Raw genomic sequence first — 19,961 nt, forward strand, 5'->3', positions numbered from 1 at the left:
TGCCCCGCCTCCAGCACCGTCTCCATCGCGACGAAGGTCGATGTGCTGGCGACATGGGGCAGGGCGCTGATCTTTTCGCCCAGCACCATGCGGTATCGCCGGATGTCCGCGGTGCGCACCTTGAGCAGATAGTCGAAATTGCTCGCCAGCATATGGCATTCCTCGACCTCCGGGATGCGCCGCACCGCCGCGTTGAATTCGCGCAGCGCCGCTTCCCGTGTGTCGGACAGCTTCACCTCGGTAAAGGCGATATGGTCCATGCCCAGTTTCGCCGGATCGACGATCGCCCGAAAGCCGCGGATGACGCCCGCTTCCTGCAAACGTTTCAGCCGTACCTGGCACGGCGTCTTGGACAGGCCGACCTGCGCGGCAAGATCGGTGACGGTCATCCGCCCATCTTCGACCAGGGCGGCGATGATCCGCCGGTCGAAATCGTCCAGATCGACCGCTTTGGGTATATTCTCCATAACATCTGCCTAACAAAGCCACTTTAATAAGTCACTCCGGCTTCTGGAGGGCCGTTGATAAGGCGGAACGAAAATTCGACTTGGGTTATTCTCAGTCTCATGACCGACCAGAGCCCCTTCGCCGCTTTCGCCCCCGCCATCCGCCAGCCCACGCCGCTGCGGCAGGCTATCACCGCCGCCTATCGCCGCGACGAGGCGGAAGCGCTGGCGCCCCTGATCGCATCGGCGACATTGCCCGACGACATGCGCGCGGCCATCGCAAATACCGCCCGCACTCTCGTCACCGCGCTGCGCGCCAACCACAAAGGCACCGGCGTCGAAGGGCTGGTGCAGGAATATGCGTTGTCCAGCCAGGAAGGCGTGGCGCTGATGTGCCTGGCCGAAGCGCTGCTCCGTATTCCCGACACTGCCACCCGCGATGCGCTGATCCGCGACAAGATCGCCGATGGCGACTGGGGTTCGCATCTGGGCGGCGACAAGTCGCTGTTCGTCAACGCCGCCACTTGGGGCCTGGTCGTCACCGGCAAGCTGGTGGGCAGCGTCGATGACCGTGGTCTCGGCGCGGCGCTGACCCGCCTTGTCGCCCGCGCCGGCGAGCCGGTCATCCGCCGCGGCGTGGATCTGGCGATGCGGATGATGGGCGAACAGTTCGTCACCGGCGAGACGATCAAGGAAGCGCTCAAGCGGGCGAAGGAACTGGAGGCGAAGGGCTTCGCCTATAGCTATGACATGCTGGGTGAGGCTGCCACGACCGCCGCCGACGCCAGGCGTTACTATGCCGATTATGAACAGGCGATCCACGCCATCGGCAAGGCGTCGGCCGGGCGCGGAATCTATGCCGGCCCCGGCATATCGATCAAACTGTCGGCCTTGCACCCGCGCTATGTCCGGGCGCAGGCCGATCGCGTGATGGGCGAATTGCTGCCGGCGGTGAAGAAGCTGGCGCTGCTGTCGAAGAGCTACGACATCGGCCTCAACATCGACGCGGAGGAGGCCGATCGGCTCGAACTGTCGCTCGACCTGCTGGAAAGCCTGGCGATCGACCCGGACCTGGCCGGCTGGAACGGGCTTGGCTTCGTGGTGCAGGGCTATGGCAAACGCTGCCCGTTCGTCATCGACTGGATCGTCGATCTGGCGCGCAGGGCCGACCGCCGGATCATGGTGCGGCTGGTCAAGGGCGCCTATTGGGATGCGGAGATCAAGCGGGCGCAGGTCGACGGTCTGCCCGACTTTCCGGTCTATACCCGCAAGGTCCATACCGATGTCGCCTATGTCGCCTGCGCGCAGAAGCTGCTGGCCGCGCCCGATGCGGTCTTCCCCCAATTCGCGACCCATAATGCCCAGACGCTCGCGACCATCTATCAACTGGCAGGGCCGGACTTTGCGATCGGCCAATATGAGTTCCAGTGCCTTCACGGCATGGGCGAGCCGCTCTACGAACAGGTGGTCGGCGCCGGAAAACTGAACCGCCCCTGCCGCATCTATGCGCCGGTGGGCACGCATGAGACGTTGCTCGCTTATCTTGTCCGCCGTCTGCTGGAAAACGGCGCGAACAGCAGCTTCGTCAATCGCATCGCCGATCCCAATGTCTCGATCGAGGAAATGATCGCCGATCCGGCCGATGTCGTGCGCGCGATGGCGCATCCGGGCCATCATCACGACCAGATCGCGCTGCCGGCCGATCTCTATCCCGATCGCCGCAATTCGGACGGGCTCGACTTCAGCAATGAAGCGACGCTCGCCAGCCTGGGGGAGGCGCTGCGTCATAGTGCGGCGATCGGCTGGACAGCCATGGCTGAAGGTGCGTCCGGTCTTTCGCGCACGGTGTTCAATCCGGCCGATCATCGCGACGTGGTGGGGCGCGTCACCGAAGCATCGCTGGACGAGGCCCGCGCCGCCGCCATCCGCGCAGCCGCGTCGCGCTGGTCCGACAGGGCAGTCGCCGATCGCGCCGCTGCGCTGGACCGCGCCGCCGACGCGATGCAGGCGCGGATGCCGATCCTGCTGGGCCTGATCGTGCGCGAAGCCGGTAAGTCTTTGCCCAACGCCATCGCCGAAGTGCGCGAGGCGATCGACTTCCTTCGCTATTACGCCGCGCAGGCGCGCACGACCTTCGGCCCGGCGCAGGCCGCCCTGGGGCCGGTCACCTGCATCAGCCCGTGGAACTTCCCGCTGGCCATCTTCACCGGACAGGTCGCCGCCGCCCTGGTCGCGGGCAATCCGGTGCTGGCCAAGCCGGCCGAGGAAACCCCGCTGATTGCGGCGGAGGCCGTTCGCCTGCTGCATGAGGCGGGCGTCCCTGCCGATGCGCTGCAACTGCTGCCCGGCGACGGCCGCATCGGCGCGGTGCTGGTCGCGGCGCCCGAAACCGCCGCGGTCATGTTCACCGGATCGACCGAGGTCGCCCGCCTCATCCAGCGCCAGCTTTCCACGCGCCTGTCCGCGGATGGCAAGCCCATCCCGCTCATTGCAGAGACCGGCGGCCAGAATGCGATGATCGTAGATTCTTCGGCGCTCGCCGAACAGGTGGTGGCCGATGTCATCGCCTCCGCCTTCGACAGCGCGGGCCAGCGCTGTTCGGCGTTGCGCATCCTGTGCCTGCAGGAAGACGTCGCCGACCGGACGCTGACGATGCTCAAGGGGGCGCTCGCCGAATTGCGGATTGGCCGCACCGACGCGCTGAAGGTCGACATCGGCCCGGTCATCAGCGCGGAGGCGCGCGACGGCATCAACGCCCATATCGACGCGATGCAGGCGCTGGGCCGCAAGGTCGAACATAGTCCGCTGCCACCCGAAGCCACGCACGGCACCTTCGTTCCGCCGACGATCATCGAGATAGAGTCCATCGCCGATCTCAGCCGCGAAGTCTTCGGCCCCGTTCTGCACGTCCTGCGGTTCCGGCGCGACCGGCTGGATGCGCTGGTCGACCAGATCAACGCCACCGGCTACGGCCTGACCTTCGGCCTGCATACCCGGCTGGACGAGACGGTAGCGCGGGTCACGGCGCGGGTGAAGGTCGGCAATATCTACGTGAACCGCAACGTCATCGGCGCGATCGTGGGCGTGCAGCCCTTTGGCGGTTGCGGTCTGTCGGGCACCGGTCCCAAGGCTGGCGGGCCGCTTTATCTGGGGCGACTGGTCACGACGCCGCCGGTGTTCGCGGCGCGGGTCAGCCATTTGCGATCGCCGCTGCACGCCTTCGCCGACTGGCTTGAGCAGCAGTGCGAGGAGAAGGCAGCGCTTCAGGCGCGCCGCGCCGGCGATGCGTCCGCGCTGGGCGTCGAACAGGCGCTGCCGGGGCCGGTGGGCGAACGTAACATCTACGCCCTGCATCCGCGCGGTCGTATCCTGTTGCGCCCGGCTACGCGGCAGGGGCTGTTCCGCCAGATGGCCGCCGTGCTGGCCACCGGCAATCATGGGGTGGTGCAGGGGATGACGATCCCGCAGGGAATGCCCGCCGATGTCGCCGCCTGCTTCAGCACCGACGCCACCGGCCATTATGCGGCCGCGCTGGTGGAAGGGGACGCCGCCAAGGTCGCCGCGACCGCCCAGTGCGTCGCCGATCTGCCCGGCCCGATCGTGTCGGTCCATGCCGACGATCATGGCCATGGCTATTGCCTCGACTGGCTGCTGGAGGAGCAGTCGACCTCCATCAACACGACGGCGGCGGGGGGCAATGCCAGCCTGATGATGATCGGCTGATACGTCGCGCGTCTTTTCGGTCTGGCCATTGCACCTTTGGTGGCGGCGGCTATAGATTTGTCGGTCTGTTCCGGAGCGCACCCCATGGCATCTATCTCTTCTGCAAAGCCCAGCTTCGCGCCCATCAAGACGCGGCGGGCGTTCGAGATCATCTGCGAGCAGATCCGCGCGCAACTGGCGGCGGGCACGCTCAAGGCCGGAGACAAGCTGCCGGCCGAGCGCGAACTGGCGGTCGAGTTCCAGGTGAGCCGCAGCGCGCTGCGTGAGGCGTTGCGCAGTCTGGAGGTCGCCGGAATCATCCGCAATGTGAAGGGGGCGAAGGGCGGCGCATTCGTGCAGACCGCCGAGCCCGACCGGATCGTGCAGGCGATGCAGGATTATGTGCATCTGGGCGATATCTCGCTGAATGAACTGACCGAGGCGCGGTTGGCGTTGCAGGACATCATCGTGCGACTGGCCTGCGAACGGGCGACCGAGACGGATCTCGCCGATCTGGAGGCGATCGCCGAGCGGACCAAGCGGGAAACGAGCGTCGAGGCGCGATACCAGTGCGCGGCGGAATATTATGGCGTGCTGGCGCGGGCGACCAAGAACCGCATCTTCGGCATCTTCGTCGATTCCCTGTCGGCGATCCTGCATGAGTTCGTGCAGGGGCCGGATTATGAGATGCTGCAGCAGTCGCTGATCGAATCCCGATTCCGGCTGGTGCGGCAGTTGCGGGCGAAGGACAGCGAAGCGGCGGTGGCGGAGATGCGCAAGCATCTGGAGCGGGTGCATCGCCATGTCCGCAAGAACAGCAAGGCGGCGGCCAAGGGCTGACCTTTGCGCCTGACCGGGCGTCTGACAGGGGCGTTTGAAACAACGAGTTGGACAGTTGTACGCGATTGACGCCCCATGACCGCCATGCAATAGGTAGGACCATTAGATATTTGGTTCGACAGGCGGGTGAGGATATGGCGGAAGAGAGCAAGGCGGCGACGGTAGGCGCGCTGGACGGCGTGCGGGTGCTGGATTTCACCAGCGTCATGGCCGGACCGTTCGCGACCCGGATGCTCGCCGATCTCGGGGCCGACGTCATCAAGGTGGAGTCGCTGGAGGGCGACCAGGTGCGCGCGCGGCCGCCCAAAAGAGATGGTTTCAGCGCCTATTTCGGCAATCTCAATGCGGGCAAGCAGAGCATCGCCTGCAACCTCAAATCGCCTGAGATCATCGCCCTTATCAAGCAACTGGTCGCGACCTGCGATGTGCTGGTCGAGAATTTCCGGCCCGGCGTCATGGCGCGATTCGGGCTGGATTTCGCCGCGCTGCGCGAGGCCAATCCCCGGCTCATCTATTGTTCGATCTCCGGCTATGGCCAGACCGGGCCGAAGGCGCTGTCCCCGGCCTATGCGCCGGTGATCCATGCGGCCAGCGGATTCGACATGGTCAATCTCCGCTATCAGGACGGCGCGGACCGGCCCGCGACCAGCGGCGTCTTCATCGCCGACGTGCTGGGCGGCACCCATGCCTTCGGCGCGATCCAGGCGGCGCTGTATCAGCGCGAAAAGACGGGCGCGGGCCAGCATATCGACCTGTCGATGCTGGAGGCGATGGTGGGGATGCTGGTGTTCGAGACGCAGGAGGCGCAATTCCCCGGCGACGCCCGGCGGCCGCTCTACACCCCGCTCAAGACCAATGATGGCTTCATCATGGTCGCGCCGACCAGTCCCCGCAATTTCGAGCAATTGACAGACGCGGTCGGACATCCCGAATGGCGCGACGATCCGCGCTTCCTGACCAATGCCGATCGCAACGCCAATTGGGCGACGCTGCTGGCGCTGACCGAAGAATGGACGCTGGAGCGCAGCGCGGAGGAGGCCGAGGCGATTCTGTCGCGCCATGGCGTGCCCTGCGGGCGGTATCGCGAGATCGACGAATTGCTGGACGATCCGCAACTGGCGTCGCGCGGCGCCTTTGCGCAGATCAGCGATGGGGCCGGCAGCTTCAAGGTACCCAACCCCCCGTTCCGCATGAGCGGATCGCGGGTCGAGGCGCGCAACCATGTCGCGCGGCTGGGTGAGGAGGGCGCGGATATCCTCACAAAGCTGGGCGTGGACGAAAGCGCGGTGGCAGCGCTACGCGCGCGGGGCGACCTGCTGTAACAAAAGGAATCGCCACGGCGTGGTGCGCTATTCCAGTTCGTGGAAGGGTCGGATTTCGATTTCGCTCGGCCCCGGCATGGGATTGGGGCAGCGCTTCACCCAGGCGACGGCTTCATCCATATCCTTCACGTCCCAGAGCCAGAAACCCGCGACCAGTTCGCGTGGTTGGGGGAAGGGGCCGTTAATGACGGTGCGTTCGGCGCCATCGAAGGCGACGCGCCTGCCTTGTGAAGAGGGGGTGAGGCCATCGGCCATCACCAGGATGCCGGCGTCGCGCAATTCATCGTTAAAGCGGCCCATTGCGGCCATCATCGCGTCCGTTTCCGGCGAGGGCCGATAGCCTTTCTCGCTGTCCTCGGTCGCCTTCACCAGCACCATCACGCGCATCGCCTGTCTCCTTGCCGGGCGTTGGAACGATGGCGGGAGTGTTCGGGAATTACCGTCCCTGCGCAAATGAATTTTGGTGAAAGGAAAAGGGCGGGAGGCCTGCACGCACCCCGCCCGTCTCCCTTCATCGCAGCAATTCGCGCGCGATCGTGTTCTTCTGGATTTCCGACGAGCCTTCATAAATCCGCGTGATGCGAATGTCGCGATAGAGGCGCTCGACCGCGAACCCGCGGCAATAGCCGGTGCCGCCGAAGATCTGGACCGCTGTGTCGACCGTGCGGCTGCCCGCTTCGGTGGCGAAGAGCTTGGCCATAGAGGCGAGGTCGCGGCGCTTTTCGCCCTGGTCATAGCGCCAGCAGGCGTCGAGCAGGATCAGGCGGGCGGCGCGCATGTCGGTCGCCATCGTCGCGATATAGTGGCGGATCGCCTGGAAGTCGGAGATGACGCCGCCGAAGGCGGGGCGCTGCTTGGATTCCTCGATCGCCAGTTCCAGCGCATATTCGCCCATGCCGACCGCGGTCGCGCCGACATTCATGCGGCCCTCGTTCAGTCCTTCGAGCGCATAATGGAAGCCGCGGCCCAGTTCGCCGATCAGCGCGTCGGGGCCGACCTGGCATTCGTCGAAGGTCAGTTCGAAGACGCCCGGCGTCGCGGTGCCCATCAGCTCGATCGTGCCGGTGACGGAAAAGCCGGGCGTGTCGGCCGGCATCAGGAAGGCGGAGATGCCGCCGCGCGCGCCCGCCGCCTTGTCGGTATAGGCGTAGACGATGACATATTTGGCCTTCTTGCCGTTCGAGATGAAGGTCTTGCTGCCGTTGATGACCCAGCCGTCGGCGTTGCGGACGGCGGTGGTGCGCATCGAGCCCGGATCGGAACCGCTATTGGGTTCGGTGAGCGCGAAGGCGATCGGGATCTCGCCGGTGGCCATGCCGGGCAGCAGCGCCTCGCGCTGGGCTTCCGACGCATGATACATGATATTCTTGGCGCCCGGCCCCATCAGCGGGCGCAGTTCGGTCCAGAATTGGGGGGGAAGGCGGGCAAGCTCGATCTGCACCGCGGCTTGCGCGAGAGCGCCCAGCCCCAGGCCGCCATATTGTTCGGGCAGCGCCATGCCGAAATAGCCATTGTCGACCAACGTCTGGCGCACGATCGGCGGAACCACGCCGGTTTCCTGAAATTCGATTTCATGCGGCAGCAGGTCGCGCACGATGTCGCGGGTGACGTCACAAAATTCCTTGATGTCGTCTGGCAGTTCAAAGTCCACGGGGCAGCCTCCTTATGGTTCGACTCTGATGCGCGGATGACCGCGTTGTTCATTAATGGTCCTACCATTATGACAATGGTCAGTCCATTAAATTTTATGCGCTATCGGGCGGGGATACCTGTCCTTCGGGGACGTTATTCTCTAGGGACGGAGGCACCGTCCGATGACGCAAAAGCGCGTGGGCGCAGGGTAACAAGAGTAACCGGCATGGCGACCGATCCGTTCGACCTCAATCTGCGCCACCTGCGCGCGCTGCTGGCGATCCGCGAACATGGCAGCATCACTGCTGCGGCCGATGTTGTGAGCCTGTCGCAACCAGCGCTGACCCAGGGGCTGGCGAAGCTGGAGCGGCAGTTTGGCTATACGTTTTTCGAGCGAAGATCGGGGGGCATGGTCCCTACGCCGATGGGCGAGATCGTGATCGAGCGTGCGCGTGCGGCGCTGGATCATCTGTCGCAGGCGGCCAAGGGGTTGTCGGGCGTATTCCAATATCCCGAACGACTGATGACGATGACGCAACTGCGTGCCTTTCTGGCGCTGGCGGAAGCGGGGAGTTTCGCCGCGGCGGCGCATGGCAGCAGCCTGTCGCAGACGGCGGTGCATCGCGCAGTCGGCGATCTGGAGCAGATGATCGGCGGCAAGCTGGTCGAGCGGCGCGGGCGGGCAGTGTGGCTCAATCCGGCGGGCAAGCGTCTGGCGCGCGGCACCAGGCTGGCGGTGGCGGAGATCGTCGCGGCGCTGGCCGACATGGGGCTGGACAGCGGCAGCGGCAGCGAGGTGATTTCTTTTGGCGCGCTGCCATTGGCGCGGCCCTATCTGGTGCCGGCAGCGATGGCGCGGATGGCGCGAAGCGATCCGCGTGCGGCGTTCAAGGTGCTGGAGGGGAGCTGGCGCGAACTGGTCGAGCCGTTACGCGATGGCGTGATCGACATGATCGTCGGAGCGCTGCGGCCCTATGAGATCGCCGATCTGTATCAATTGCCGTTGTCGGAGGATCGGCTGGTGATTGCGGCGGGGAGCCAGCATCCGCTCGCCGCGGTAGCGAAGCCGACGATGGCGCAATTGGCGCGCTATCCCTGGATCGTGGCGCCGGCCAATTCGCCGCTACGCGAACAGTGGGAGAAATTGTTCGGTGAGGGGACAGCGCCCGCTACCCCGATCGAATGCGGGTCGGTGATGATTATCGGACGCTTGCTGACGGAGGGGGATTTCCTGACCCTGTTGTCGCCCGATCAGGTCGCGTTGCAGATCCGCAGCGGGTTGCTGACCCAGATCGGTCCGCCGCTCGAGGGCAGCAAGCGCGTAGTGGGGATTACGACGCGCCGGAGCTGGCGGCCGACCGCGACGCAGCGGCGGTTTCTGGAGATGCTGAGCGAGGCCGCCAGGGGTGAACGGGTCGAAGGCGCGCCGCCCGATTTGCGGGAATCGGGCTGGGTATGACGCCGCCGCCTGACGGTTATTGCGGGTCGGTGGCCTGAAGCGCGGCGATCCGGCCCTTGAGCCGATCGGCAAGCGAAGGCCGGATCGGCTGTCCGGCGAGCAGTTTGCGCCATGTGTTGTAGCTGATGCCGAAGCGGGCGTTAAGCGCTTCGTCGGTGCGGCCGGTGGCCAGCCTCTGCATCTGGAGGATCATGTCCTCCCCCAGATGCACCCCATTGCTATTGCTGTTCTGCTGCACGGTGCGCGCCCTAAGGGCTGTGGGGATTTAGGATTCCCCTTTTGCTGGAGTTGTGATTCACACTCTGGATGGATCGCTTTGTACTGACGGACGCCCAATGGGCGCAGATGGAACCGCACTGTCTGGGCAAGATCACCGACCCCGGACGCAGCGGCAGAAACAACCGGCTGTTCGTGGAGGCAGTGCTGTGGATTGTCCGCACTGGAAGTCCATGGCGCGACCTACCGGCGATGTTCGGCAATTGGAGCACGGCATTCCGCCGATTTCGCGATTGGCGGGAAGCCGATGTTTTCAAGCGGATTTTCGATGCTCTGTCGGATGAACCCGACATGGAATACGCCATGATCGATGCCACCATCGTCAAGGTTCACCGGCACGGCCAGGGCGCAAAAGGGGGACTCAGAGCCAGGCCATTGGTCGTTCCAAAGGAGGCATGACGACCAAGATCCTGGCTTTGACCGATGCGCTGGGCAACCTTGTCCGCTTCCGCTTGATGCCCGGCCACCGCTTCGACACGGTTGGCGTTGCTCCACTCATCGACGGCATCAAGTTCGGCGCACTGCTCGCTGACAAGGCTTTCGACAGCAACGATATCGTCGCCGATCTCAACGAGCGGGGTGCAAAAATCGTCATCTCGCAGCACCCGCGACGCGCCAGACCCATCCCGCTCGACGCCGAAATGTACAAGTGGCGCCACCTCATCGAAAACTTCTTCTGCAAACTCAAGGAATTCAAGCGTATCGCCATGCGCGCCTGCAAAACCGATCGCAGCTTCGAGGCCATGATCCACCTCGCTGCAGCCGTCATCAATTCCCGGTGAATCCCCACAAGCCTTAGTCCAGGTTGATCCAGACCGCCTTGGTCTCCAGATAATCCTCGATATGGTGAGGCCCGGATTCGCGGCCGAAGCCGCTCATCTTGTAGCCGCCAAAGGGGACGGCGGGGTCGAGCATCTGGTAGCAGTTGACCCAGACCGATCCCGCGCGGATGCCACGCGCCATGCGATGGGCGGTGCCGAGGTCGCGTGTCCATACGCCGCTGCCCAGACCAAATTCGGTGGCATTGGCGCGGGCCAATACCTCCTGCACCGTGTCGAAGGTGAAGGCGGAGAGGACGGGGCCGAAAATCTCTTCCCGCGCGATCGTCATGTCGTCGGCGACATGGGTGAAGATGGTCGGTTCGATGAAATAGCCCGCGTCATAGCCCGCGCCGCTCATCCGTGCGCCGCCGGTCAGGGGGCGGGCGCCCTCGGTGCTGGCACCGTCGATGAAGGCGAGGATCTTGTCCATCTGGGGCGCGGAGACGACCGGTCCCATCTGGGTGGTGGGGTCAAGCGGATCGCCGACCTTGATCGTCCTGGTGAAGGCGGCGAGGCGCTCCATGAATTCGTCATGGATCGGACTTTGCACGAACAGGCGGGTGCCCGCGCTGCAAATCTGGCCGGCGTTGGCGAAGACCGCCATGGCGGCGGCTGGCACGGCCTTGTCGAGATCGGCGTCGGCGAAGACGATGTTGGGCGATTTGCCGCCCAGTTCGACGGTGACGCGCTTCATCGTCGGGGCGGCGGCGTGGAGGATTTTCTCGCCGACGCCTGTGGAGCCGGTGAAGGCGATCTTGTCGACGTCCGGGTGGCTGGAGAGCGCCGCGCCCGCGTCGCCCAGCCCGGTGACGACGTTGATGACGCCTTCGGGCACGCCGGCTTCCAGGCAAAGCTCGCCGAAACGGAGTGCGGACAGGGGCGTCTGTTCGGCGGGCTTCATGACCAGGGTGCAGCCCGTGGCGAGGACCGGGCCGGCCTTCCACACCGACATGCCGATCGGGCCGTTCCAGGGATTGATCGCCGCAACCACGCCGATCGGTTCCTTGAGCGTGTGGGACAGGACATCGCCGGGGGCATTATTGTCGATCGTGTCGCCAGTGATGAGCATCGCCTGGCCCGCATAATAGCGCAGCAGCGCGCCGGCGCGGGCCTTGCCCATGATGGTGCGGCTGTAGGGCGCGCCGAGGTCGAGCGTGTCGAGCATCGCCAGCTCTTCATAATGCGCTTCGACCAGATCGGCGAGGCGCAGCATGATGCGCTGGCGCTCGACCGGCTTCATGCGGCGCCATGGCCCTTCGAACGCGGCGCGGGCGGCCTTGACCGCGCGGTCCACATCTTCGGCGCCGCCCTGCGCGATCGTGGCGAGCAGCTCGCCGGTGGCGGGGTTGCGGGTTTCGAAGCGCTTGCCCGACAGGGCCGGGACGCGCTGGCCGCCGATCAGCATGTCCTGTTCAAGCGTGTCGAGCAGAGCGGGGCGGGGGGAATGGTCATCAGGGTCATGGCTAGTCTCTCCGGGCCGCGATCAGGCGGCGATATTCGAGGTAATGGCATCTTCCAGGATGAAGCGGGCGGCGCGCTGCGCGATCATCATGGTGGGGGCGGAGGTGTTGCCGCTGATGATCGCCGGCATGACAGACGCGTCGACGACGCGCAGGCCGGATACGCCGCGCACGCGCAGGCGGGCGTCCACGACCGCCATCGGGTCGCTGTCCGGTCCCATTTTGCAGGTGCCGGTCGGGTGATAGGCGGTGTTGACGATCTTGCGCAGGGCGGCGTCGATCTCCGCGTCGCTCTGGTGCTGGATGCCCGGTTCGATCTCCGCGCCGGTCATGGCAGCCAGCGCGGGCTGGGCGAAGATGCGGCGGGCTTCGCGGAAACCGGCGATCAGCGTCTTCATGTCATAGGGATCGGCGAAGAAATTGGGATCGATCACCGGCTTGTCCTCCGGCCGGTTGCTCGCCAGGCGCACCGAGCCGGCGCTTTTGGGGCGCAGCAACTGGATCAGGCCCATATAGCCGTGGCGGCGGGGAACCGAGCGGGCGTCGAGCTTCAGACCCGCAAGGAAGGTGATCTGGATATCGGGGCGGCCGCTGCCGTCGGTGCAGAGGAAGCCGCCGGCTTCCGCGACGTTGGAGGCCAGCATCCCTTCGCGCTTAAACAGATATTTGATCGGGCTGAACAGGATGCGCGGCAGCACCCTGGCCGAGACGGCGTAGGATTCCGCGGTGGGGTTTTCCATCGCGACATGAACGGTCGGATGATCCTGCAAATGCTGGCCGACGCCGGGGAGGTGATGGACGACATTGATCCCCATCTCGCGCAGATGGGCCTGCGGACCGATGCCCGACAGCATCAGCAGTTGCGGCGAATTGGTCGCGCCGGCGCACAGGATGATCTCCCGCTTCGCGCCGATCGTGCGGCGCGCGCCGTCCTTCTCGATCTCCAGCCCGATTGCGCGGCCGCGATCGAACAGGATGCGGCGAACCAGGGTTTCGTCGAGGATGGTGAGGTTCGGGCGCTTGAGTGCGGGATGGAGGAAGGCGCGGGCGCTCGACAGGCGGGTGCCGTTGCGCTGGTTGAGGTCGTAGCGGCCAAAGCCGTCCTGCCGATCGCCCGCGAAATCGTCATTGCGGTGATGGCCCGCCTGCGTGGCGGCGTCCACGATGGCGGCGCTGACCGGGTTCCAGCTTTTGGGCTTCTGCACGTCCAGTTCGCCGCCCTTGCCATGCCAGGGCTTGTCGGGGCCGGCATAATTTTCGACCGCCTTGAAGGCGGGAAGGACGTCGTCATAGGACCAGCCTGTGTTGCCCTCCGCCGCCCAGGCTTCGTAATCCGCCTTCTGCCCGCGAATATAGACGCCGCCATTGATGGCGCTGCAGCCGCCGAACAGCTTGCCGCGGGGAAAATTGATTTGGCGGTTGTTGACGGCCGCGTTGCCGGAGAGCGACTGTTTCCAGTTATATTTTTCGTGCGGCAGCAGGAAGATGTTGCCGACGGGCATGGCGGTCTTGAGGTTGACGGGCCATTTCCTGTCGGACGGTCCGGCCTCGATCAGGACGACGCGGTTGGCCGGGTCGGCGGACAGGCGGTTGGCCATCAGGCTGCCGGCCGAGCCGGAGCCGATCACGATATAGTCGAAACTGTCGCTCATATATGCGCGTCCTTGCGGCCGAGCGCGGGCACATGGCCCCGCACGGCGATGAAACCCAGGGCGTTGACCAGCATCAGGGCGGCGAGCGCGCCGAAGAAGCCGAGATTGCCCCAGTCGATGAGGAGGGCACCGGCCACCGCGCTGACGATCGCACCGACACGGCCGGCCGCGCCCATGAGGCCGAGGCCGCGGGCGCGCAGGCCAGTGGGGAAGGCGTGGGCGCCGACCGCGAACATGGCGGACTGGGCGGCGCTGGCGAACAGGCCGAGCGCGCCGAGGCAGGCGAGCACCGCAGCTTCGTTGCGGCCGCCGCTGATGGGGAGAAGGGCGAGGGTGGCGCAGACGGTCGCGCCGACGATCGCCATCAGGATCAGCACCGGGCGCGATCCGAAGCGGATGATGGCGAGGCTGGCGATCATCGCGCCTATGGTGCCGCCCATGTTGAAGCTTGTGAGGCCCAGGCTCGCGGTCTGGAGGCCGAAGCCCGCGCTGTTCAGCATCGTGGGCGCCCAGTTGAACATGAGGTAGATCATGAACATGCCCGAGAACATCGCGACCGCCAGCGCCAGCGTGTCGCGCAGCAGTGCGGCGCCGAACAGGTTGCGCATCGGTTCGTAGCGGGGCGCCTCCCCCACGGCGAGCGGGACATGGGCGGCCGAGGCGGGATCGGGATGGCCGATGCGGCGCAGGATGCGGTCGAGTTCGGCGGCGCGGTCGGGCCGTTCGGCGAGATAGCGCGGGGATTCCGGCAGGATGAACCAGAGCCAGGTGACGAAGATCATTGTCACGACCCCGCCGATATAGAAGAGCCAGCGCCATCCGAGGCCCGGCAAGATCAGGGCTGCCGCTACGCCGCCCAATATGCCGCCGATCGAAACGCAGACGACGCCGAAGGTGACGGCGACGCTGCGCCAGCGGACCGGGGTGAACTCCGCGATCATGGCGCTGGCGGTGCCGGGGACGCCGCCCAGGCCGACGCCCGCCAGTGTCTTCAAGGCGGCGACCTGCCACAGCGCGTCGGTGAAGCCGGTGGCCAGCGTTGCGATGCCGAATATGGCGACGCCGATGATGAGTGCGCCGCGGCGACCGAAGCGATCGCCGACCCAGCCCGACGTCAGCGTGCCGATGGCCATGCCGACGAAGCCGAGCGCGAAGACGGAGCCGAGCGCTTCGCGCCCGATGCCCCATTCCCTGAGCAGCGACGGTGCGGCGAGGCCGAGCATCTGGTTGTCGAGGCCGTCGAGGACGACGGTCGCGGCGATCATCAGCACCGACCAGATCTGGTAGGACGACATGGGTATGTCGTCCAACATGCCTTTAGTGCTGCTGCCTTCTATCGTGGCGACCGCCAAGATCGTCTCCTTGAGCCTTTGGGCCGTTTGCGACCGCTTCATTCATTTGCCGGTGTAACATTGAGAAACCGGAATATCGCAATCAGATGTCGAGGACGAGGTTTGCCGTTTTCGATCCCGAGCAGCAGACCATGATCGACTTGTTGGCGGCCTTGTCATCATCGCTGAGGAAATGGTCGCGATGGTCGGGGATGCCGTCCAGCACCTTGACCTCGCACGTGCCGCAAATCCCTTCCGAGCAGGCGAAGCCGACATTGACCCCAGCGCTCAGCAGCGCGTCGAGCATCGTTTCGCCTTCCTCCACCGCGATGGTCTTGCCGCTCCTGGCGAGTTCAAGCGTATAGCCGCCCTCGGTCGCCATTTCGGTTTCGGCGGAGAAATATTCGATATGGGCATGGCCCTTGGGCCGGTCGGCATTGGTGGCGACGAAGGCGTCGAGCATCCCGCCCGGACCGCAGCAATAGAGATGCGCATCGGCGGGCGCGGCGGCGCAGATGGCCTTCAAGTCGAGGCGACGACCGCCGGGGATGCCGTCATAGGCGATTTCGACCCGATCATAATCGGACAGGCGATCGACATAGGCGGCGCGTTCCGGGGAGGCGGCGACATAATGGAGTTCCCAGCTCCGCCCCAGTTTTTCGAGGCGCGCGATCATCGGCAGCATCGGCGTGATGCCGATTCCGCCGCCGATCATGACGGTGTGGCTGGCATCCTCCACCATCGGGAAGTTGTTTTTCGGTTCGGAGATTTCGAGGATCTGGCCGACCTGCCATTTTTCATGGATGTGGCGCGATCCGCCCCGGCCGTCGATCGCATGATGGACGGCGATCTCATAATAGCCGCGGATCGCGGGGTCATTCACCAGCGAATAGCTGCGAGCCAGGCCGGGCGACAACTGCACATCGACATGGGCGCCCGGATCGAACGCGGGCATCAGCCCGCCATCGACGGGTTCGAGGATGTAGCTGTTGATGCCTTCGGCTTCCCAGCGGATATTCTTCAGTCTTGCGCGCATCACCCTCTCCGTCCGGTGCGATGCGTCTCATGGCAGGGCCGGGGCGCCATGGATCGGCGAACCGGACAAACCGCAATGCGTTTCGTCACCTCTGTCATCCTTGTATGCGGTGCCGGGGCATGGATCGCCCCGGCCCTTGTTCCCGTCTCACTCAGCCGCTTCGACCTTGTCGGGCCAGCGCACCGCCTTGGCCAGCGCCGATTCATAGGCATTGGCCAGCGTGTCGCTGGGATCGTGCAGGAAGGAGCCTGCGCGCGCCCGGTAGAAGATGCTGGGGTCTTCGATGCCCGGCGGCAGCGTGCCCTTGTTGGCGAGCGCGCGGGCGGCGAGCAACACGCGGCGGCGGACGCGGGCGATCATCTGGTCGGTCGGCGCCAGATTTTCAAAGCTGTGGTCGGTGATCGGCCCCATGCTTTCGGTCACCGCCTGGTCCTGCATCGTGATATTGGCGATGCCGGTGAACTGGGTGCCGTTGCGCTGGGTTTCGCGATCGATCGCCCAGTCGTTCTTCTCGCTGTCGGGCGAGCGCCAGCGGCCATACCAGTCGGTGGTGTTGGGCGCATATTCCAGCGGCGCGAACAGCGGTGTGCCGTCCTTGAGCGTCGAGGTATAAGCGGGGTTGCCCGCATCGACACCGCAGGTGATGTCGAACAGCATCGAATGCTCGTCGTCCATCGGCACCCAGGCGCGGGCGATGGCGCGGGTCGCGAAGCGGTTGTTCGGCGTCTGCGTCCAGAATGGGAACATATAATGGGCGACGCGCCAGCTCATCTGGCCATCGTCGTTCGGGCGATAGCCGCCATACATGACGCCCCAGTCGGCCTGCGCGACTTCATAGTCGGGCGCGCGGTTGAGGACGGTCGGGCGCATCGGATGGTCTTCATCCAGATCGTCCGCCTCGATCGAACCGACATGCAGGAAGCCGACATGGCTGGTGTCGATGTCGCCTTCCAGCGCCTGGAGCCAGTTGCAGTCGCGTTGCAGGCACCAGATTTCGGCGTCCGGGTGCATCGTCGCCTCGATTTCAGGCAGCGGCGGCGGGGCGGACTGGTTCTCGCCCATATAGACCCAGATCAGACCGTTCGCCTCGTGGGTCTTGTACGCCTTGGCATGGACCTTTTCCTTGAAGTCCATGCGCGCGGGAACCGACGGCATGTCCACGCACTTGCCGTCGACGTCGAACTTCCAGCCATGATAGACGCAGCGTATGCCGTTTTCCTCGTTGCGGCCGATAAACAGCGACGCGCAGCGATGGGGGCAGCGGTGGTCCATGATGCCGACCCGGCCGCTGCTGTCGCGGAAGGCGATCAGCTTTTCGCACAGGATCATCAGGCGCACCGGGTCGCCATCGGCCTTCACCTCGGAGGACAGGACGGCGGGCAGCCAATATTGGCGCATCATCGTGCCCATGACCGTGCCCGGTCCAACCCTGGTCATGTCGGCGCTATCAGTGGACTGCATGAGTTTTCAGCCTCTTCCTTGCTTTTCGTTATCGGCGCGGCTTGAATCGAAGCCAGTGCCATTCCCTGATCCCTGACTAGAGGGTCGCAGCCGCCTGCCCCAATCGGAATGTGGTCGGACCATTCAATAATCGGGACGATACTATTGCGCCCATTTCCTTTTTGCTGCTTCACGCTCCCCAGGCGGCGTCAAGCCGTGTCGTTAAGGGAGAGTCCGGGTAATGATTTTCAGCTTTAAAACATCCTCCGCGCTGGGCGCGATCATCGCCGTGATGGCGGCTGCCCCCGCCTTTGCGCAGGCCGATCAGCCAGCCCCGCAACAGGCCGCACAACAAGATGCTCTGTTCCCGGAAGATATCGTCGTCACTGCCGAGCGTCGCGAATCGACGGTGCGTGAAGTGCCCTTTTCGATTGCAGCCTTTGGCGGCGAACTGCTGCGCGAGGCGCAGGTCTACAGCCCGGCCGCCCTGACGCAGCAGATGCCCGGCATCACCGTCAACACCGCCGACAAGTCGCTGTCGATCGTCGCGATCCGCGGCAATGTGTCGACCTTCCGTACCGCCACGCTCGATACGCCGGTCGCCTATTTCATGGACGACGTCTATTATGTGTTCAACAACGATCTGAACGCGAATTTCTACGACACCGATCGCGTCGAAGTGCTGCGCGGGCCGCAGGGCACCTTGTTCGGACGCAATGTGGTGGGCGGTGCGATCGCCGTTATCACCAAGAATCCCGACTTCAAGGATGATTATTACGCCCAGATCACCGGCGGCAATGGCGGCTATGTGCGCACCGAAGGCATGGTCAACGGCACGCTGGTCGACGACAAGATCGCCGGCCGCTTCGCGTTCAGCACCGAACATAATGACGGCCTGATCGACACGCCGAACCAGTCGGGCAGCTACGGCAAGTCGGACAGCTATTCGGCGCGCGGCAAATTGCTGTTCCAGCCGACGGACACGCTCAAGATCGTCCTGTCGGGCGATTACAGCTATACCAAGGGCAATGGCGGCGCGATCCAGCTCGGCATCGGCGGCAATCAAGTCATCCCCGATACGTTCGGCGATTTCAGCGACGACAAGTGGACGAATAACGATTTCGTGGCCTCGCCCTATCGCCAGCGTCTGCGCGGCGGCTATTTGCGCGGCGACCTCGATCTGCTGGGCGGCACGCTGACGTCGATCACCGGCTATCGCATGAACGACAGCCGCGCGATCAACGACGACGTGCCGGTTGGCACCGAAGTTCCCGTGTTCGACCGCCGCCAGGTGGTGAAAAACCGCAGCTTCACGCAGGAAGTCCGCTTCGCCTCGGCGCCGGGCCGCTTCTCCTATGTGGTCGGGGCCTATTTCCTGTCGGCCGATGTTTCGACCACCAACATCTTCTTCTACAGCCCGCTGCCGGGTTCGGCGGTCAATGCCAGCGTCCGGCGCAATCCGGACGTGACCAACATCACCCGCGTCCAGGAAGGCAATGTCCGCAGCCTGGCCGTGTTCGGCGAAGCGACCTTCGAGATCACCGACAAGCTGGCCGTCGTTGCAGGCGGCCGCTACACATCGGACCGCAAGAAGATCGACTATCACGCTTTCTCGACCACCGACGCCGGCGCGATCCCGGGCTTCGGCTTCCCCGGCGAGGTGTTCGCGTCGGGCGGCAAGACCTGGGACGCCTTCACCCCGCGCTTCACGCTGAAGTTCGAGCCGATGGACAAGGTCAACATGTATGCGACCTATGCCAAGGGCTTCAAGTCGGGCGGCTTCGTCGACAATGCCTATCGCAACCCGACCATCCCGCTGGAACCGGAAAAGGCCGAGAATTACGAGATCGGCGCCAAGTCGCGGCTGTTCGACAACAAGCTGGACCTGAACGTCGCGCTGTTCCGGCAAACGACCAAGAACCTCCAGAATTTCTCCGGCGCGGGCGGTATCGCGCATACCTATAACGGCACGCTCAAGATGAAGGGGCTGGAGGTCGAATCCGTGATCCGTCCGGTCGAGGATCTGCGCCTGACCGCCAACTACACGCATCTGGTCGGCAAATATACGTCGCTGCGCGATCCGCTGGTGAACCTCGATTATTCGGGCAACCCGGCCAAGTTCGCGCCGCGCGACAGCTTCACCGTGGGTGCGGCCTATACCGGGCGCCTGGGCAATGGCGCGACGCTGACGCCGCAGGCGGACTTCAACTTCTCCACCCGCATCTCGACCGATGATGCGAACACGCTGCGCCTCTACGACAATCTGCACGAGGATACCCGCGGGCGGACGCTCAATGCACGGCTCAATTACGAGACGGCGGACGGGCGGTTCCAGATCGGCTTGTGGGGCAAGAACCTCACCAACAACTATCAGATCGTCAATGCGGACGACATCACCGCCTTCCTCGCGGTGCCCGGCAACGGCACGACCTATTGGAAGATCTTCACCAACACGCCGCGGACCTACGGCCTGACGCTGTCGTTCCGTCACTAATGATATGGGCGGGGAGGGCGATGCCTTCCCCGCTTTTTCTTTTGCCAGTT

The 19,961-nt window shown here is 64.8% G+C and carries 13 protein-coding genes and 2 pseudogenes; 6 read left to right on the plus strand and 9 right to left on the minus strand.

Annotated features, from left to right (window positions below; translation table 11 throughout):
• Positions 1-2 precede the first annotated feature (2 nt).
• Positions 3-467 (minus strand): annotated as a pseudogene (locus SBA_RS10660) (Lrp/AsnC family transcriptional regulator); the annotation flags it as partial.
• Between the two features lie 99 nt (positions 468-566).
• On the opposite strand from SBA_RS10660, the gene putA reads away from it, so the two are divergent.
• From putA to SBA_RS10675, 3 genes are all read left to right on the plus strand, one after another.
• The gene (gene putA / locus SBA_RS10665; protein WP_261934399.1) at positions 567-4,169 is read left to right on the plus strand and encodes a trifunctional transcriptional regulator/proline dehydrogenase/L-glutamate gamma-semialdehyde dehydrogenase; all 3,603 of its coding nucleotides are present in this window, start codon (positions 567-569) and stop codon (positions 4,167-4,169) included.
• Positions 4,170-4,253: 84 nt separating this feature from the next.
• Entirely contained in the window at positions 4,254-4,988 is a 735-nt protein-coding gene (locus SBA_RS10670) for a FadR/GntR family transcriptional regulator (protein WP_261934400.1), read from the plus strand.
• A 134-nt stretch (positions 4,989-5,122) separates the two neighbouring features.
• Positions 5,123-6,310 carry a CaiB/BaiF CoA transferase family protein gene (locus SBA_RS10675; RefSeq protein ID WP_261934401.1) on the plus strand — a complete coding sequence of 396 codons (1,188 nt, stop codon included), beginning with the start codon at positions 5,123-5,125 and terminating at the stop codon, positions 6,308-6,310.
• A 27-nt stretch (positions 6,311-6,337) separates the two neighbouring features.
• On the opposite strand, the gene SBA_RS10680 is transcribed toward SBA_RS10675, so the two are convergent.
• Complete coding sequence (locus SBA_RS10680; RefSeq protein WP_261934402.1) at positions 6,338-6,697, minus strand: YciI family protein; 360 nt, start codon at positions 6,695-6,697, stop codon at positions 6,338-6,340.
• Between the two features lie 124 nt (positions 6,698-6,821).
• Entirely contained in the window at positions 6,822-7,961 is a 1,140-nt protein-coding gene (locus SBA_RS10685) for an acyl-CoA dehydrogenase family protein (RefSeq protein WP_261934403.1), read from the minus strand.
• A 207-nt stretch (positions 7,962-8,168) separates the two neighbouring features.
• On the opposite strand from SBA_RS10685, the gene SBA_RS10690 reads away from it, so the two are divergent.
• Positions 8,169-9,401 carry a LysR family transcriptional regulator gene (locus SBA_RS10690; protein ID WP_224545849.1) on the plus strand — a complete coding sequence of 411 codons (1,233 nt, stop codon included), beginning with the start codon at positions 8,169-8,171 and terminating at the stop codon, positions 9,399-9,401.
• 16 nt (positions 9,402-9,417) lie between these two features.
• Here the strand turns inward: SBA_RS10690 and SBA_RS10695 are convergent, their stop codons facing one another.
• Positions 9,418-9,639: a hypothetical protein gene (locus tag SBA_RS10695; RefSeq protein ID WP_224545851.1), complete on the minus strand. Its 222-nt coding sequence runs from the start codon at positions 9,637-9,639 to the stop codon at positions 9,418-9,420.
• 107 nt (positions 9,640-9,746) lie between these two features.
• Here SBA_RS10695 and SBA_RS10700 point away from each other — a divergent pair.
• Positions 9,747-10,459 (plus strand): annotated as a pseudogene (locus tag SBA_RS10700) (IS5 family transposase).
• Positions 10,460-10,472: 13 nt separating this feature from the next.
• Here the strand turns inward: SBA_RS10700 and SBA_RS10705 are convergent.
• From SBA_RS10705 to SBA_RS10725, 5 genes are all read right to left on the minus strand, one after another.
• A complete protein-coding gene (locus SBA_RS10705; RefSeq protein ID WP_261934404.1) occupies positions 10,473-11,903 on the minus strand; it encodes an aldehyde dehydrogenase family protein in 1,431 nt (476 codons plus the stop codon).
• A gap of 78 nt (positions 11,904-11,981) precedes the next feature.
• Positions 11,982-13,610, minus strand: coding sequence for a GMC family oxidoreductase (locus tag SBA_RS10710; RefSeq protein WP_261934405.1), 1,629 nt, complete (start codon positions 13,608-13,610; stop codon positions 11,982-11,984).
• Complete coding sequence (locus SBA_RS10715; protein ID WP_261934406.1) at positions 13,607-14,962, minus strand: MFS transporter; 1,356 nt, start codon at positions 14,960-14,962, stop codon at positions 13,607-13,609. Before SBA_RS10715 ends, SBA_RS10710 begins: the two co-directional genes overlap by 4 nt.
• 82 nt (positions 14,963-15,044) lie before the next feature.
• Positions 15,045-15,323 carry a 2Fe-2S iron-sulfur cluster-binding protein gene (locus tag SBA_RS25375; protein WP_449325375.1) on the minus strand — a complete coding sequence of 93 codons (279 nt, stop codon included), beginning with the start codon at positions 15,321-15,323 and terminating at the stop codon, positions 15,045-15,047.
• Positions 15,324-16,124: 801 nt separating this feature from the next.
• A complete protein-coding gene (locus SBA_RS10725) occupies positions 16,125-17,438 on the minus strand; it encodes a Rieske 2Fe-2S domain-containing protein (RefSeq protein WP_224545861.1) in 1,314 nt (437 codons plus the stop codon).
• 220 nt (positions 17,439-17,658) lie between these two features.
• Between SBA_RS10725 and SBA_RS10730 the strand changes: the two genes are divergently transcribed.
• Entirely contained in the window at positions 17,659-19,911 is a 2,253-nt protein-coding gene (locus SBA_RS10730; RefSeq protein ID WP_261934408.1) for a TonB-dependent receptor, read from the plus strand.
• The last annotated feature ends 50 nt before the right edge of the window (positions 19,912-19,961 follow it).

The organism is Sphingomonas bisphenolicum (assembly GCF_024349785.1).
In the GTDB taxonomy this organism is placed as follows: domain Bacteria; phylum Pseudomonadota; class Alphaproteobacteria; order Sphingomonadales; family Sphingomonadaceae; genus Sphingobium; species Sphingobium bisphenolicum.

Bases quoted from the DNA above. Each gene is read 5' to 3' on its own strand.
- putA (WP_261934399.1), top strand. From the start codon at position 567: ATGACCGACCAGAGCCCCTTCGCCGCTTTCGCCCCCGCCATCCGCCAG.
- SBA_RS10670 (WP_261934400.1), top strand. From the start codon at position 4,254: ATGGCATCTATCTCTTCTGCAAAGCCCAGCTTCGCGCCCATCAAGACG.
- SBA_RS10675 (WP_261934401.1), top strand. From the start codon at position 5,123: ATGGCGGAAGAGAGCAAGGCGGCGACGGTAGGCGCGCTGGACGGCGTG.
- SBA_RS10680 (WP_261934402.1), bottom strand. From the start codon at position 6,697: ATGCGCGTGATGGTGCTGGTGAAGGCGACCGAGGACAGCGAGAAAGGC.
- SBA_RS10690 (WP_224545849.1), top strand. From the start codon at position 8,169: ATGGCGACCGATCCGTTCGACCTCAATCTGCGCCACCTGCGCGCGCTG.
- SBA_RS10705 (WP_261934404.1), bottom strand. From the start codon at position 11,903: ATGCTGATCGGCGGCCAGCGCGTCCCGGCCCTGTCGGGCAAGCGCTTC.
- SBA_RS10710 (WP_261934405.1), bottom strand. From the start codon at position 13,610: ATGAGCGACAGTTTCGACTATATCGTGATCGGCTCCGGCTCGGCCGGC.
- SBA_RS25375 (WP_449325375.1), bottom strand. From the start codon at position 15,323: ATGGCGACCGAGGGCGGCTATACGCTTGAACTCGCCAGGAGCGGCAAG.
- SBA_RS10725 (WP_224545861.1), bottom strand. From the start codon at position 17,438: ATGCAGTCCACTGATAGCGCCGACATGACCAGGGTTGGACCGGGCACG.
- SBA_RS10730 (WP_261934408.1), top strand. From the start codon at position 17,659: ATGATTTTCAGCTTTAAAACATCCTCCGCGCTGGGCGCGATCATCGCC.